General features: G+C 70.7%; 13 protein-coding genes. 9 read left to right on the forward strand and 4 right to left on the reverse strand.

The window, feature by feature from the left end:
- The first annotated feature begins 76 nt into the window (after positions 1 to 76).
- Positions 77 to 1,573, forward strand: a complete 1,497-nt coding sequence (locus LSF15_RS12165; protein ID WP_232498801.1) for a DEAD/DEAH box helicase — start codon at positions 77 to 79, stop codon at positions 1,571 to 1,573.
- Between the two features lie 96 nt (positions 1,574 to 1,669).
- On the opposite strand, the gene LSF15_RS12170 is transcribed toward LSF15_RS12165, so the two are convergent.
- A complete protein-coding gene (locus LSF15_RS12170) occupies positions 1,670 to 2,959 on the reverse strand; it encodes a M20 family metallo-hydrolase (protein WP_232498881.1) in 1,290 nt (429 codons plus the stop codon).
- Positions 2,959 to 4,659, reverse strand: a complete 1,701-nt coding sequence (locus LSF15_RS12175) for an amidohydrolase (RefSeq protein ID WP_232498802.1) — start codon at positions 4,657 to 4,659, stop codon at positions 2,959 to 2,961. Before LSF15_RS12175 ends, LSF15_RS12170 begins: the two co-directional genes overlap by 1 nt.
- Positions 4,660 to 4,787: 128 nt before the next feature.
- On the opposite strand from LSF15_RS12175, the gene LSF15_RS12180 reads away from it, so the two are divergent.
- Together LSF15_RS12180 and LSF15_RS12185 are read left to right on the forward strand one after the other, a co-directional pair.
- Positions 4,788 to 5,930, forward strand: a complete 1,143-nt coding sequence (locus tag LSF15_RS12180; RefSeq protein ID WP_232498803.1) for an RsbRD N-terminal domain-containing protein — start codon at positions 4,788 to 4,790, stop codon at positions 5,928 to 5,930.
- 216 nt (positions 5,931 to 6,146) lie between these two features.
- Positions 6,147 to 7,475: an MFS transporter gene (locus tag LSF15_RS12185; protein WP_232498804.1), complete on the forward strand. Its 1,329-nt coding sequence runs from the start codon at positions 6,147 to 6,149 to the stop codon at positions 7,473 to 7,475.
- A 147-nt stretch (positions 7,476 to 7,622) separates the two neighbouring features.
- On the opposite strand, the gene LSF15_RS12190 is transcribed toward LSF15_RS12185, so the two are convergent.
- Entirely contained in the window at positions 7,623 to 8,492 is an 870-nt protein-coding gene (locus LSF15_RS12190; RefSeq protein WP_232498805.1) for a PHP domain-containing protein, read from the reverse strand.
- A gap of 63 nt (positions 8,493 to 8,555) precedes the next feature.
- On the opposite strand from LSF15_RS12190, the gene LSF15_RS12195 reads away from it, so the two are divergent.
- Complete coding sequence (locus LSF15_RS12195; RefSeq protein WP_232498806.1) at positions 8,556 to 9,578, forward strand: endonuclease/exonuclease/phosphatase family protein; 1,023 nt, start codon at positions 8,556 to 8,558, stop codon at positions 9,576 to 9,578.
- A gap of 43 nt (positions 9,579 to 9,621) precedes the next feature.
- Complete coding sequence (locus tag LSF15_RS12200; protein WP_232498807.1) at positions 9,622 to 11,190, forward strand: aminopeptidase P family protein; 1,569 nt, start codon at positions 9,622 to 9,624, stop codon at positions 11,188 to 11,190.
- Positions 11,191 to 11,217: 27 nt separating this feature from the next.
- Here the strand turns inward: LSF15_RS12200 and LSF15_RS12205 are convergent, their stop codons facing one another.
- The gene (locus tag LSF15_RS12205) at positions 11,218 to 11,916 is read right to left on the reverse strand and encodes a YflT domain-containing protein (RefSeq protein WP_232498808.1); all 699 of its coding nucleotides are present in this window, start codon (positions 11,914 to 11,916) and stop codon (positions 11,218 to 11,220) included.
- An 80-nt stretch (positions 11,917 to 11,996) separates the two neighbouring features.
- On the opposite strand from LSF15_RS12205, the gene LSF15_RS12210 reads away from it, so the two are divergent.
- From LSF15_RS12210 to LSF15_RS12225, 4 genes are read left to right on the forward strand one after another with little or no spacing between them, the layout of a single operon-like run.
- A complete protein-coding gene (locus tag LSF15_RS12210) occupies positions 11,997 to 13,325 on the forward strand; it encodes a magnesium transporter MgtE N-terminal domain-containing protein (RefSeq protein WP_232498809.1) in 1,329 nt (442 codons plus the stop codon).
- On the forward strand, positions 13,312 to 13,839 hold the full coding sequence (locus LSF15_RS12215) for a DUF1003 domain-containing protein (RefSeq protein ID WP_232498810.1): 528 nt from the start codon (positions 13,312 to 13,314) through the stop codon (positions 13,837 to 13,839). The genes LSF15_RS12210 and LSF15_RS12215 overlap by 14 nt, the downstream gene beginning before the upstream one ends.
- A complete protein-coding gene (locus LSF15_RS12220) occupies positions 13,826 to 15,031 on the forward strand; it encodes an Mrp/NBP35 family ATP-binding protein (RefSeq protein WP_232498811.1) in 1,206 nt (401 codons plus the stop codon). Before LSF15_RS12215 ends, LSF15_RS12220 begins: the two co-directional genes overlap by 14 nt.
- Complete coding sequence (locus LSF15_RS12225) at positions 15,028 to 15,915, forward strand: hypothetical protein (protein ID WP_232498812.1); 888 nt, start codon at positions 15,028 to 15,030, stop codon at positions 15,913 to 15,915. The genes LSF15_RS12220 and LSF15_RS12225 overlap by 4 nt, the downstream gene beginning before the upstream one ends.
- Positions 15,916 to 15,967 lie beyond the last annotated feature (52 nt).

Genomic DNA, 15,967 nt, shown 5'->3' on the forward strand with positions numbered 1-15,967 from the left:
CGCGGCCGTGCGCCTGGGGTTGAGAACGGGGCGCATCTTTCACCGTCACTTTCAGGCAACACCGACAGGCAGGCTTTTGAGCACATTCACCGAACTCGGCATCGAGTCCGACATCGTCGACGCACTCGCCGGGAAGGGCATCATCGATGCCTTCCCCATCCAGGAACAAACCATCCCCCTCGCCCTCTCCGGCCAGGACATCATCGGCCAGGCCAAGACCGGCACCGGCAAGACCTTCGGGTTCGGGCTGCCGATCATCCAGCGGCTCGGCACCGATCCCGACGCGGGCGTCAAGGCGCTCGTCGTCGTCCCCACGCGCGAACTGTGCGTGCAGGTGACCGAAGACCTCGAGCTCGCGACATCCAATCGCCCGACGAAGATCGTCTCGATCTACGGCGGCAAGGCCTACGAGGGCCAGATCGAGCAGCTCAAGGCCGGCGCGCAGATCGTCGTCGGCACCCCCGGGCGCCTGCTCGACCTCGCGTCGCAGCGCCTGCTCTCGCTCAAGAACGTCAGCGAGCTCGTGCTCGACGAGGCCGACAAGATGCTCGACCTCGGGTTCCTTCCCGACATCGAGAAGCTCGTCGCACAGACGCCCGCGACCCGCCACACGATGCTGTTCTCGGCCACGATGCCGGGTCCGATCGTCGCGCTCGCGCGCCGCTTCATGACGCGCCCCATCCACATCCGGGCCACCGACCCCGATGAGGGGCTCACGCAGGCGAACATCAAGCACCTCGTCTACCGGGCGCACTCGCTCGACAAAGACGAGGTCATCGCCCGCATCCTGCAGTCCGATGGTCGCGGCAAGACGATCATCTTCACGCGCACGAAGCGCGCGGCGGCGAAGCTCGTCGAGGAGCTCAACGACCGCGGCTTCAATGCGGCCGCCGTGCACGGCGACCTGAACCAGGACCAGCGCGAGCGCGCCATGGCCGCGTTCAAGGCCGGCAAGAAAGACGTGCTGATCGCCACGGATGTCGCAGCACGCGGCATCGACGTCGACGATGTCACCCACGTCATCAATCACACGATCCCCGACGACGACAAGGCGTACCTGCACCGGGTGGGCCGCACCGGCCGTGCCGGCAAGACGGGCATCGCCGTCACGTTCGTCGACTGGGACGACCTGCACAAGTGGGCCCTCATCAATCGCGCCCTCGAGTTCGGCCAGCCCGAGCCGACCGAGACCTACTCGTCGAGCCCGCACCTGTACCACGACCTCGACATCCCGGCGGGGACGAAGGGGCGGTTGAAGCCCGCCTCGGCCGTGGCCGCGCCGACGCGTTCGGCCACCGCCGGGCGCCACGAGTCGCGCAACGAGGCATCCGCTGACCGCCCGCCGCGCAACCGCACCCGCAACCGCACCCGCGGCGGCAAGCCCGTGAGCGCGACCGAAGTCGCGACCGAGACGCCCGCGGGCGACGCGGCTGCGCCGAAGCAGCCCGGCACGGGCACGCACGACGGCAAGGGTCACGAGCACCACGACGGCAAGCCCGCAGCCCGTCGCCGTCGGCGTCGCGGTGGCGGTGGCGGCGGTCAGTCGGCGCCGGCAACGGCCCCGCAGGCCTGACAACTGAGCGCACCCACCCGAATCGGCGCCTGAGTGCCCGATCGGCGAGCACGTGCGGCACTCACGCGCCGATTCGGCACTCGGGTGGAGTGGTGTTCAGGCCTCGGCGGCGACCAACGTGTCGGCGCGCGCCACGGCCTCGTCGGCGAGCTCGCCGGCGAGCAGTCGTCGCACCACATCGGTCAGCAGTGCCACCCCGCGCACGGCGTCGTCGTCACGGGTGAACTCCGCCTCGTTGTGCGAGACTCCGTCGACGCTCGGCACGAACAGCATCACGGTGGGCACCTCGTCCTTCAGGTTGGTCGAGTCGTGTCCGGCGACCGTCATGATGTCGACGTGGCTGAGGCCGAGCGACTCGGCACTCTCGCGCGCCAGGCGCACGCCTTCGGGCTGGTACGCCACGAGGCCCCAACGATGCGTCAATGCGGCCTCGACGCGCGTGCGCGAACGCCCTTCGACGAGCCGGATGCGGTCGGCGAGCTTCTCCATCGCGCGCTCGAGCACCCCTTCGCTCGGGGAACGCAGGTCGAGGTTCATGACCACCTCGCGCGCGATCGTCACGGGTGAGTTCGGCAGCACGTACAGCTCGGAGACCGACGAGTGCAGCTCCCCGACGGCGAACTCGTCGGTGAGGTCGCGGGCCGCCGCGATGATGAGCGATGCCCCATAGAGCGCGTCCTGCCGGTCGGCCATGCGGGTCGACCCCGTGTGCGACTGCTCTCCGTGCACGGTCACGCGATACTTGCTCGCGGCCCAGGTGCGGTCGACGAGCCCGATCTGCACCGACGTCTCCTCGAGCACCCGCCCCTGCTCGATGTGGATCTCGGCGTACCGTGCGATATCGTCCAGCGCCGGGGCATCCGTCGGAGCCCCGTGACCGTCGGCGAGCGCCTCGGCAACGCTCACGCCCGCCGGGTCGGTCGTGGCGAGTGCGGTGGCCGGGTCGAGCTTGCCGGTGAACACCGAGCTGCCCATCATGCTGGGGGTGAACCGACTGCCCTCCTCGTTGAACCAGTTGACCACTGCGACGTTGAAGCGCGGCTCGATCTCGCCCTCGTCGACCGCGGCGATCGCCCTGACGGCCGCATGCGCGCCGGCGAGCACTCCGTACGCACCGTCGTAGCGACCCGCGAGCGGTTGCGAGTCGAGGTGCGATCCGACGAGCACGTACGGCAGGCCCGGTGCGAACTCGCGGGTGCCGAACTGGTTGCCGACCTCGTCGATCGACTCGCGCAACCCGTGCTCGCGCAGCCAGCCGCCGAACCAGGCGCGGGTCGCGTGGTCGGCGGCGGTGCCGGCCTGCCGGTCGACTCCGCCGCCGTCGGTCGCGCCGTGCGTCGACATGATCTCGAAGTCGCTGAGGAACTCGGCGTCGGTGGTGGTCATCATCGGCCTTTCGTGGAGAGCGCCCGAGCAGGTCGCAGCGCGGTGACGGATGCGGAGTCGACGTGACGGCGAAGGCGATCGCCCCCGAACACGATCTCACCGCCGACGATCGTGGCGACGACGTCGATCGCGCCGATCTGGGACGGCTCGACCGCCGTCGGGTCGTCGGAGAGGAAGACGAGGTCGGCGAGCATGGCGGTGCGCACCATGCCCTTTCGTCCGCTCCACCCGGTCGCCGCAGCCGATCCGACCGTGTAGGCGGCGAGCGCCTCTGCGGCGGTGAGTCGCTCGGCCGGCGCATAGACCTCGCCGGCGGGGGTTCGACGCTCGATGAAGGCCTGCATCACATCGAGCGGCCGCCCGCCGGCGACCGGCCGGTCGGAGCTCGCGGGCAGCACCGCCCCGCGCTCGATGAGGCTCTTCGCCGGGTACGACCATGCGGTGCGTCGGGCGCCGAGGAGCGCAGACATCCCGTCGCCGAACTGGGTGATGAACGCCGGCTGCGGCACGAGCACGATGCCCGCCGCGGCGATGCGGTCGAGTTGCTCGGGTCGCACGACGCCGCCGTGCTCGATGCGGTTCGGCATCGCTCGCACGCCGTACACCTGCTGCGCCTCGGTGATGATGTCGATGGCGTGGTCGACGGCCCGGTCGCCGATGGCGTGCATCGCGATCGCCCAGCCGCCGCGGTATGCGGCGAGCGCCGAGTCGCGCAGCTCATCGGCGGTCATCTGCAGGTAGCCGTGGTTGTGGGGGCAGCCCTCATAGTCCTCGCTCAGGTAGGCCGTGCTGCCCAGCAGCGACCCGTCGCTGAAGATCTTGGTCGGCCCGATGCTCAGCCATTCGTCGCCGAGACCGGAGCGGATTCCCGCGTCGAGCCCGAGTGCGGGCAGGTCGTCGCGATGCCCGGTGAGCTCGTGCAGGGCGTCGATCGCGATCATCGGCTGCATGCGGGTCCGCAGCACGCCGGCGTCTCGGGCGTTCTGGTAGGCCTCGAGTTCCCGGGGGCTGTGCCCGATCCACCCGCCCGCGATGCCCGCGTCGGTCACACTCGTGATGCCCTCGGAGAGGTAGTGCGCCGTCGCGAGGTCGAGCGCCCGCTCGATCGTCGCGAGCGGGTACGGCAGCATGATGTCCTGCACGAGCCCCATGGCCTTCTCTTCGAGCAGGCCCGAAGGGCGACCGGATGCCTCGAGGCCGACGATGCCGCCCTCGATCGGTGCGTGCAGGTCGGTCGTCTCGGCGAGCAACTCGAGCACGACGCCGTTCACGCTGTAGGCGTGCCCCGACGCGTGCTTGATCCAGACGGGCCTGCCGCCGGATGCGCGATCGAGCGCCTCGCGGTCGGGTTGGCCGCCGACGAGCAGCGGGCTGAATCCCGACGCGATCACCCACTCATCGGGGTCGAGCCCCTCGGCGGCTGCAGCGACGACGTCGTAGAGGTCGTCGAGCGTGCGCGCCGATCCGGCGGCGGCCTCCATGAGCCCGAGCCCGAACCAGACGCTGTGCGCGTGGACGTCGTTGAATCCGGGCGTCACGGTGAGGCCCTGCGCATCGATCGTGCGCGCCGCGTGCACCTCGCCGGGGACCGGATCGACCGCGACGATACGACCGTCGTCGACCGCCACGCTACGTGCGAGCGGGTGCGCCGGATCCTGGGTGAGGATGCGTGCGTTCGTGATGAGCAGCTCAACGTTCATGGTCAGCCCAGTCAACTGTGGAGAAATGACCAAGACAATAGACAATGGACACCAAAATCGAGGACTGAAGTAGGCTTTTGCATAATCAGGGTTCGGTTCAACCACAGATCCCGTGCGAGGAGGCATCCGTGACCGAGATTCAGGCAACCGCTGCCGATTCCCCGCCCGCTGCACCCGATTGGAGCGTGCTGGTCGCGCGCCTCGCCGACGAGCGCGATGCGCTCGTCGACGACTTCCTCGAGCGATTCACCACGGCGGGGCACTACGAGCCCGGCCTCGTCGACATCGACGACGTGCGCGACAACGCGGTCGAGACGATGGACATGTTCATCCTGCTGCTCTCCGGGGCCGATGTGCCGCCGCATCTGGCAGAACTCCCCCATCGCGTCGGCTCCCGCCGCGCCCGTCAGGGCGTTCCGCTCGACGCGTTCCTCGAGGCGGTGCGCATCGACTTCCGCGTGCTCTGGAAGTCGCTCGAGCGGGTCGCCCGTCCCGACGCGCTGCACGTGCTCGTCGCGAATGTCGAGCGCATCCTCAACACCGTCGAGGCGTATGTCAGCGAAGTGCAGCAGGCCTTCCTCGACGAAGAGGCACGACTCACGCGCGATCACCGGCTGACGCGCGAGCGCACGCTCTCGCGGCTGTTCAACGCAGAGACGCTCGCCCCGGCGGCCGTCGCCGAACTCGGCCGTGCACTCGGCGTCGATCCCGGCGCCGAGTTCGAGGTGCTCGCGGTCGCGGGCGACAACGCTCGCACGGCTGCCGAGCGATTCGTCGACAGCCGGGGCGTGTTCGTCTATGACCGGGGCGGGGCGCTCATCGTGTTCCGCGCGCGCACGAGCGAGTCAGGGTGGCTCGATGAGCAGCTCGGCTTCTCGGGCGGGTACCTCGGCGAGGTCGACGGGCTCGGTGCCGTCCCCGATGCCGCGAAGACCGCGCTGCTGCTCGCCGGCACGGGCACCGGACTCGTCACCGTGACGAACGCCTGGATGCGCGTCGCCCGCGGACAGCTCGATTCGGTGATCCCCGGCTTCAGCGCCCGGGTGCTCGACGACCTCGCCTCGTGCACGCCGCACGAGCGGGCGCGGCTCATCGAGACCGTGCGCATGTACGCGTCGAACGGATCGGTGAAGGGCAGCGCCGATGCGCTGTTCTGCCACCGCAACACGGTCGTCAATCGCCTCCGCACGTTCCACGAGTTGACCGGTCTCGACGTCACCGTGCCACTCGACAGCGCGTGGGCGTTGGTAGCGCTCAGCGATCAGCCGTGAGTAGAGAATGTTCATCTGCACAGTAGATGGCGAGATTCTGGGTGATGTACGCCATTGTGATGCGATTTCTGTGCACTTAGGCTCGGGACACATTCACCCCAGCGCGCAACGTGGCCGCTCCCCCGGCCTCCTCGAAATCCGACGAGGCTCCCAGTGAGATTCTTCAGCGGAGGATGTCGCAGGCGCACTTCCCAGCATCCCGCGAAAGGCAAACCGGTGACCACCACCCAAGAACCCCTCGTCCCAGGCGAGAAACTCACGACCGTCTCCGGCGCCGATGCGGGCCGCATCGCCCGCGCCGCCTTCGTCGGCACCGCGCTCGAGTGGTACGACTACTACCTCTTCGGCACCGCTGCCGCGCTCGTCTTCAACCGGCTCTTCTTCACGGAACTCGACCCCACCGCAGCGCTGCTGGCCGCGTTCGCCACCTTCGGCGTCGGGTTCGCCGCGCGCCCGCTCGGCGCGATCATCTTCGGCTGGATGGGCGACCGATTCGGTCGTCGACCCGCCCTGCTGACCACGATCGTCATGATCGGCATCGCCACCGGACTCATCGGGCTGCTGCCCGACTTCGGGGCGATCGGCCTGGCCGCTCCGATCGCGCTCGCCCTGCTGCGCCTGGTGCAGGGCCTCGCGGTCGGCGGCGAATGGGGCGGGGCGGTCACGATGGCCGTCGAGCACGCGCCCGCCGAGAAGCGTGGACGCTTCGCCGCCCTCGTGCAGGTCGGCTCGCCCGTCGGCACGCTGCTCTCCTCCGGGGCGTTCGCCCTCGTGCTGATGCTTCCCCCCGAGACGTTCGACAGCTGGGGCTGGCGCATCCCGTTCCTGCTCGCATTCCCGATGCTGCTCATCGCGCTGTGGATCCGCATCAAGGTCGAGGAGTCGCCGATCTTCAAGGACCTCCTCGCGCACGAGGAGACGGTGAAGGTTCCCGCCCTCGAGGTCTTCCGCCACTCGTTCGGCCGCCTCGTCGTCGCGATCATGTCGGCGCTGCTCGGCGTCGGCGGGTTCTACATGATCACGACCTTCGTCACGAGCTACGGCACCAACACGCTCGGCGTCGACCGCCAGGTCATGGTGAGCGCCACGCTCATCGCCGCGGTCGCCCAGATCGTCGTCACGATCTTCGCGGGCCGACTGGCCGAGAAGATCGGTCCGGGCCGGGTCACGATGTGGGGCGGACTGCTCACCGCGGTCGCGGCGTTCCCCCTGTTCTGGCTGATCGACACCAAGGAGCCGGTCGCGATCATCGCCGCCGTCACGATCGGCATCATGCTCATCGCCATCGCCTACGCCGTGAGCGGCGCCCTGCTCACCGAGCTGTTCCCCGCGAAGCAGCGGTACTCGGGTGTGGCGCTCGGCTACAACATCGCCGGTGCCACGAGCGGGTTCATGCCCCTGCTCGCTACGGCGATGCTCGCCACGTCGGGCAACCAGTCGTGGGGCGCCGCGATCATCCTCGCCGCGATCGCGCTGATCACCGCCGCGGGCGGCATCATCGGCGAGCGCCTGCGGGTGCACGACAAGCCGATCGTCGTCGACTGACGAAACCGCGAATCGGATGCCCCGGCGAGCCTGGCTCGCCGGGGAATCCGTGCTCGCGCGCACGAACGATCGAATCGGCGCCTGAGTGCCCGATCGGCGAGTCACGTGCGGCACTCACGCGCCGATTCGGCGCTCGGAAGGGGATGATCAGGGCAGAACCGCCCGCGTTCCGGTGCCCTCGGCCAGGATCTTCGAGGTCACGTCGGGCGCCGTGCGGCACTCGCCCAGCCGGTTGGGCTTGCCCGTGCCGTGGTAATCGCTCGAACCGGTGATCTCGAGGCCGAACCGGGCGGCCAGCTCGCGCAGCCGCGGCTTCGCGTCGGCACGATTCTCGGGATGGTCGACCTCGAGCCCGAAGAGTCCGGCGTCGACGAGCTGTCGGAGCCGCCGCGGCGGGACGACCTGCTCGGCGCCGCGGGTGCCGGGGTGCGCGAGCACGGGCACACCGCCGGCCCCGCGGATCAGGCGCACGCCCTCGAGCGGGTCGGGCGCGTAGTGCGGTCGGGCGTAGCCCCACTGCGGATGCAGGATGCTCGCGAACGCGGCCGACCGATCGGTCGCGTGCCCGCGCGCCACGAGCGCGTCGGCGATATGCGGGCGACCGATGGTCGCGCCCTCGGCGGTCTGCGCGAGCACGTCGTCCCAGCTGAGGGGATAGTCGCGGCCGATGCGCCGCACGATGTCTTCAGCGCGCGAGAGCCGCGACTCGCGGATGCGGGCGGTCTTGTCGACGAGCGCCGCGTCGAGCGGGTCGATGAGGTAGGCGAGCAGGTGCACGCTCATGTAGCCCTCGCGCGTCGACAACTCCATGCCCGGGATGAGCGCGACGCCGGTTCGGGGCACGGCCGCGGCAGCCTCGGCCCACCCGCTCGTCGAGTCGTGGTCGGTCAGGGCGATGCCCCAGAGACCGGCGTTGGCGGCCTGCTCGAGCAGCCGCGCGGGCGACTCGGTTCCGTCGGACACCGTGGAGTGCGTGTGCAGGTCGGCCTCGCCGGCCGTCGCGGGGGCGTCTGACATTCCTCAATGCTAGTGCGGCGTCTCACCGCCGACTCTCAGCGCCGGAGCCCTATCGTGGATGGAATGCTCCCCCGCATCATCGGCTGGGCCATCGTGCTCGGTACCGCCGCCGTTGCGTTCGTGCTCGTCTGGCCGCAGGCGCTCGGCCTGCAGAACCAGTGGGTCGCCGCGCACGTCGTCGCGCTGCGCGGGCCCGCAGCGGCAGCCGGCATCGCGGCGGCGATCGTCTTCGCGCTCATCGCGATCCCCCGCCGCTCGCGTCGCTTCGGCATCGCGATGGCCACGGTGCTCGCGCTGTTCGCCGCAGGCAACATCGCCGTGCTCGCGGTGCGCGGCACGGGCAGTGCCGAAGCCGCCCGGGCCGCGACATCCGACACGGTCACCGTGCTCTCCTGGAACACGCTCGGCGAGGTGCCCGACGCGCAGACCATCGCCATGCTGGCGCTCGACGAGGGCGCCGACGTCGTCGTGCTGCCCGAGACGACCGACCCGCTCGGCGAAGCGGTCGCGATCGCGATGCGTGAGGGCGGGAGCCCCATGTGGGTGCACACGCAGGCGTACGACGACATCGCGAAGGCGCGATCGACGACGCTGCTCATCAGCCCCGACCTCGGTTCGTACACGGTGACGTCGGCCGAGTCGCCCGGTCCGCCCGGCAACACGAACACGCTGCCGAGCGTCGTCGCCGACCCGGTCGACGGCGACGGCCCGCGCATCGTCGCGGTGCACGCCGTGGCACCGATCAGATGGGAGCTGCGCAACTGGCGCAGCGACCTCGACTGGCTCGCCGCGCAGTGCGAGGGCGACGACGTGATCATGGCCGGCGACTTCAACGCGACGCTCGACCACTTCGCCGGGCACGGCACCGATGGCGGCGATCTCGGTCGCTGTTCGGATGCTGCGAATGCGGCTGATTCCGCGGCGCTCGGCACCTGGCCGACCGAGGTGCCGCCGTTGCTCGGCAGCCCGATCGACCACGTGCTCGCGACGCCGGGGTGGACCGTCGAGGGGTTCCGCGTGATCGACGACCTCGACGGCGCGGGCAGCGACCACCGTCCCATCGTCGCGACGCTCAGCCGCGGCTGACGCCCGATGCACTGCGTCCGCGGGCGGTGCGAGAATGGGTGGCATGGCGAATTCGAGCGACACCTCCACCACCGAGACCGCGGCTCCGGCCGTCACCGACGACGAGGCGGGTCGCAACGCGAATCGCTCGACCACGCCGAGCTCCGAGGGCTTCAAGCGGTTCATCGGCAACGGCTGGGCCGATCGTGACGAGACGCCGCCGTCGGCGCGCGAGCAGGCGTCGTTCGCCGCGGCCCGTCGCGAACGGGTCTCAGCTGCGTTCCCCGGCCAGCGCCTCATCGTGCCCGCCGGAGACATGAAGCAGCGGGCCAACGACACCGACTACCCCTTCCGCGCGCACTCGGCGTTCGCGCACCTCACCGGCTGGGGCTCCGACTCCGAGCCGGGCGCCGTGCTCGTCTTCGAGCCCACCGCCGACGGCCACGAGGCCACCGTCTACTTCCGCGAGCGCGCCGGCCGCGACTCCGAGGAGTTCTACGCCAACCCCGCGATCGGCGAATTCTGGATCGGGGCGCGCCCATCGCTCGCCCACGTCGCGGCCGACCTCGCCGTGGCGACCCGCGGCCTCGGCGAGTTCGACCATGTCGTCGACGCCGTCGACACCGCGACCCTCGTGCTGCGCGAGGCAGATGCATCCGTCACCGAGCGCGTCGACCACGCGCGCATCCGGTTCGCCGCAGAGCAGGCGCTCTCGACGAACGCGGCCGACGCGCCGTTCTCGATCGAGGTGGGCGCCTCGCACGAGCCCGACGGCGAGCTCGCGCGGGTCGTCTCCGAACTGCGCCTCGTGAAAGACGAGTTCGAGCAGGCCGAGATGCGCGCCGCGATCGCGGCGACCGAGCGCGGCTTCACCGAGGTCATCGCCGAGCTGCCGCGCATCACCTCCGAGGTCCGCGGCGAGCGCGTCATCGAGGGCGTCTTCGCCACCCGCGCCCGGCTCGAGGGCAACGACGTCGGCTACGGCTCCATCGCCGCGGCCGGCCCGCACGCGACGATCCTGCACTGGACCCGCAATGACGGTCCCGTGGTGCCCGGCGACCTCGTGCTGCTCGACGCCGGCGTCGAACTCGACAGCTACTACACGGCCGACATCACGCGCACGTTCCCCGTCAGCGGCACGTACTCGGCGGTGCAGCGACAGGTCTACGAGGCCGTGCTCGAGGCCGCCGACGCGGCGTTCGCCATCGTGAAGCCCGGAGTGGTCTTCCGCGAGGTGCACGCCGCCGCAATGCAGGTCATCGCCCGCAAGACCGCCGAGTGGGGCTTCCTCCCGGTTTCGGCCGAGGAGTCGCTCGAGCCCGACAACCAGTTCCACCGGCGCTACATGGTGCACGGCACGAGCCACCACCTCGGCCTCGACGTGCACGACTGCGCCCAGGCTCGCCGCGACCTGTACATGGACGGCGTGCTCGAGGCCGGCATGGTCTTCACGATCGAGCCCGGGCTCTACTTCCAGCCCGACGACCTCACCGTGCCCGAGGAGTTCCGTGGCATCGGCGTGCGCATCGAAGACGACATCCTCGTCACCGCCGACGGCGCCGAGAACCTCTCAGCCGGCATCCCGCGCACGGCCGACGAGGTCGAGGCCTGGGTGCGCGGCGCGTCCCGTTGACCCGGGCGTCACGCGATCAGCGCGAGATCAGTCGCCCGCGCTGCGGCGCTCGCGCGCGGCACGGCGCGCGGCGTCCTGCGCCTCGCCATAGGTGAGACCGCGCGGCTCGTCGTCGACCTCGGTGGTCGACGCGTCGGATGACCCTGCCTCGGCATCGGCCGTCGACTCGTCGGTCGAGCCTGCTGCCGGTACGGGCGCGACCGGCGCGGCGGGTGACGGGACCGGCGCGGCCGGGGCATCCGTCGTACCGAGCACCTGACGCGCCCTGGTGACGTGCGCCGGCTCGGCGATGATCGCATAGCGGGTGGCGAGCACCTGCATGGTCGAGGTGAAGTCGCGGCGACGACGGTTGACCGAGTACGACACGAGGCCGAAGATCATGCCGAAGCCGGCGCCGAGCAGGATCGCCGAGATGAGGATGCCCACCGAGGTGCCCGTCGGCGAGAAGATGAAGAACAGCAGGCCGAGGAACGTTCCGAACCACGCGCCCGAGATCGCGCCTGCGCCCCCGGCCCGCCCCCAGGTGAGCTTGCCGGTGATGCGCTCGACCGTCGTCAGGTCGGTGCCGACGATCGCGAGCTCCTTCACGGGGAACTCGGCCTTGGCGAGCGCGTCGACCGCCGATTGCGCCTCGGGATAGGTCTCGAAGGTCGCAACGGTCTCACCCTTCGGCAGGGTGGGGTACTGGCGGCCCATGCGGCCGCCGAACGGCGATTGGTTCGTCACCTCGCCATTCTCCCATGCCGGCAGTCGGCGGCCTTCCGTGCAGCGGCGGGGTTCGGGCATGCGGGGGCTAAGTTGGAAGCGTGAGCGCCACGAGAGTCTTCGTCGCCCGACTCGCCGGGTGTCCCGTCTTCGACCCCAACGGCGAGCGGGTCGGCAAGGCGCGCGACGTGCTCGTCGTGTACCGCAGGAACGACCCGCCGCGGGTCGTCGGCCTCATCGTCGAGATCCCCGGCAAGCGGCGCGTCTTCGTGTCGATCGGGCGGGTCACCTCGATCAGCGGCGGCCAGATCATCACGACCGGCCTCATCAACCTGCGCCGCTTCGAGCAGCGCGGCGGCGAGGTGCGCGTCATCGCCGAGATGCTCGGCCGCAAGGTCGACTTCAACGACGGCTCCGGTGTCGCGACCGTCGAAGATGTCGCGATCGAGGAGCAGGAGCCCGGGGAGTGGGAGGTCGACCAGCTCTTCGTGCGTCGGCCGAAGGGAGCCTCGCCGTTCTCGAAGGGCCAGTCCGCGTACGTGACGTGGCGCGAGGTGCGTGAGGCGAACGCCCCCGGCGAGGCGCAGTCGGCCGAGCAGCTCATCGCGACCTACTCCGAGCTGAAGCCCGCCGACCTGGCGAACACCCTGCTCGACCTGCCCGCGCAACGACGGCAGGAAGTCGCCGAAGAGCTGCCCGACGACCGGCTCGCCGACGTGCTCGAAGAGATGCCCGAGTCCGAGCAGGTGACCATCCTCGCCGGGCTCGGCGACGACCGGGCCGCCGACGTGCTCGACCACATGCAGCCCGACGACGCCGCCGACCTCATCGCCCAGCTGCCCGACGAGCGAGGCGAGCACCTGCTCGAGCTCATGGAGCCCGAAGAGGCCGACGACGTGCGGTTCCTGCTCTCGTACGGCCCCGACACGGCGGGTGGCCTCATGACGCCCGAGCCGATCATCGTCTCGGCCGACGCGACGGTCGCCGAGGGGCTCGCGCTCATCCGACGCCACGACCTGCCGCCCGCGCTCGGTGCGGCGGTGTGCGTCACGCTTCCGCCGTACGAGCCGCCGACCGGACGGTTCCTCGGCATCGTGCACTTCCAGCGCATGCTGCGCTACCCGCCGCACGAGCGTCTCGGCACGCTCATCGACCAGGGCCTCGAACCCGTCAGGGCCGACACCTCGGCCGCCGAGGTCAGCCGCATCCTCGCGAGCTACGACCTCGTGTCGGTGCCGGTCGTCGACGAGAAGCATCGACTCGTCGGGGTGGTGACGATTGACGACGTGCTCGACTACCTCCTGCCCGATGACTGGCGAAGTCATCCCGAGGAATCCGATATGGGCCGCCGCGCCGCGGCGCGTGCCCAGCTGATGACCGGAAGCATCCCGATCCCACCCGGAAGGAGGGCAGGAGATGGCACGCACTGACGTCGACGATCGTCGATTCGACACCCCGAAGGGCATCCGCCGCACCGCACCCTTCCGCGGGTCGGGCGACAGCGACCGATTCGGGCGCTTCACCGAGTGGGTCGCGCGTGGCATGGGCACCCCGGGATTCCTGCTCGCCCTCTCGGTGTTCGCGATCGGCTGGATGGTGTGGAACACGTTCGCACCCGAGAACCTGCGGTTCGACTCGATCGCGATCGGGTTCACCGCGCTGACGCTCGTGCTCTCGCTGCAGGCGTCGTACGCCGCACCGCTGATCCTGCTCGCGCAGAACCGGCAAGACGACCGCGACCGCGTGCAGATCGAGCAGGACCGCCAGCGCGCCGAACGCAACCTCGCCGACACCGAGTATCTCGCGCGTGAGGTCGTCGCGCTGCGCCTGGCCATGAAAGACCTGGCGTCGCGCGAGTTCATCCGTGCCGAGCTGCGCGCGGTGCTCGAAGAGCTCGACCGACGTGATGAAGAGGATGAGGCGGCGGAGCATGCCGGACGCTGACCCGCGCGGGCACGACCCGTCGCCGCTCGACCCGGCTGCACTCGAGGCGGCGGTCCGCGCCGCGCTCACGAGCGTCATCGACCCCGAGATCCGCAAGCCCATCACCGAGCTCGACATGGTCGACCGCGTCGTCGCCGGCGACGACGGGCGCGTCGAGGTCGGCATCCGCCTCACGATCGTCGGATGCCCCGCCTCCGACCGCATCGAACGCGACGTGCGACAGGCCGCCGAGACGGTCGCCGGTGCGGGTAGGGCCGTCGTCGAGCTCTCGGTGATGACGCCCGAGCAACGGGCCGCCCTCACCGAGCGGCTGCGCGGCGGGCGGGCGCGCACCAACCCGTTCGGGCCGGGCACGCTCACCAAGGTGCTCGCGGTCACGAGCGGCAAGGGCGGCGTCGGCAAGTCGACCATCACCGCGAACCTCGCGGTCGCGCTCGCGGCGCGCGGGCTCGCGGTCGGACTCGTCGACGCCGACGTGCACGGCTTCTCGATCCCCGGGCTGCTCGGTCTCGTCGACGACGCGGGCCTCGCCGCGCGGCCGACGCGGGTCGACGAGATGATCCTGCCTCCCGTGGCGCACGGCGTGAAGGTGATCTCGATCGGCATGTTCGTCGAGCCGAGCGAGGCCGGCGGCCGCGCCTCGTCGACCGCGGTCGCCTGGCGCGGGCCGATGCTGCACCGCACGCTGTCGCAGTTCCTGACCGATGTGTACTTCGGCGACCTCGACGTGCTGCTCGTCGACCTGCCGCCCGGCACGGGCGACATCGCGATCTCGCTGGGGCAGCTGCTGCCGAACGCCGAAGTCGTCGTCGTGACCACCCCGCAGCCCGCCGCGGCAGATGTCGCCGAGCGGTCGGGCGTGGTCGCGCGGCAGACCGGTCAGCGCATCGTCGGCGTCATCGAGAACATGGCCGGCTTCCTGCAGCCGGGCGGCGAGGTGCTCGAGCTCTTCGGGGCGGGCGGCGGTCGGCTCGTGGCCGAGCGGCTCTCGTCGGGGCAATCCGAGCCGGTGCCGCTGCTCGCGAGCGTGCCGCTCAGCATGGCGCTGCGGCAGGGCGGCGATGCCGGGGTGCCCGTGGTCATCGCCGCACCCGACGATCCCGCCGCCCGCGCCATCGAGGCAGCGGCCGCCCAGCTCGCCGCACTCCCCCGCGACCTCGCCGGCCGGCGGCTGGACGTCAGCCTGCGATGACTCCCACGCCGCGCGCCCGTCTGATCAGCCGGCTCACGGTCGGTTCGGTGATCGCGGTCGTCGCGGTCGGTCTTGCAGGGTGCGCGACACCGTCTGCCCCGGCCGCCGTGCCCGATGGGATCACCGCCGAACTGCGCCAGGGGCGCTTCGACGTCGAAGCCCGTCAGCTCGTCGTGCATGTCGAGAACGGCAGCCCTTCCCCCGTCGCCATCGACGGGCTCGTGGTCACTGCGCCCGTGTTCGTCGCGCCGCTCGAACACGACGAGCCGTTCAAGCTCTCGGTCGGCCAGGGCATCGACATCCGTATCGACCTGCCCGACCCGCAGTGCGGCAGCGGTGAAGACGAACCCCTCGTCGACCTGCGGGGCGGGTCCGGTGATGAGGCGTTCGACGGCTCCGTCGCCCCGACCGACCCGTTCGGCACGCTCGAGCGCATCGGCGCCACCGACTGCCTCACCGCCTCGGTCGACGCCGTCGCCGCGATCACGCTCCCCGAGCACCTGCGCACGACCGGGGACGGGGCGGCGCAACGCGCCTGGATCGACGTGGTGATCACCCCCGAGCCGACCGGCGACGCGTCGTTCGTCGTCGACGTCGTGCACGGCACGACCCTGCTGGGCGCCGAAGACGGCCCCGAATGGCCGCTCGGGCTCGAGGTCGCCGCAGGCGGCGAGCCGATCACGGTGCCGCTCGCGGTGCGCCCGGCACGGTGCGACGCGCACGCGATCGCCGACGACAAGCGCGGCACCATTCTGCCGTTCGAGATCACGACGGGCGACGGGCTCACCGGCCGCATCGACCGATCGTCGGACGACGCGCTGCAGGCCGACCTGTACGACTACGTCACCGAGCGCTGCGGCCTCGGCACCGCGCCGGTCGAGTAGCGACGAAGGAGCGTATCGAGACGCACGCGTCATCTCGATGCGGCGCGTGCGC

The sequence above is a fragment of the Agromyces humatus genome (assembly GCF_021228295.1).
GTDB classification, from domain to species: Bacteria; Actinomycetota; Actinomycetes; order Actinomycetales; family Microbacteriaceae; genus Agromyces; species Agromyces humatus.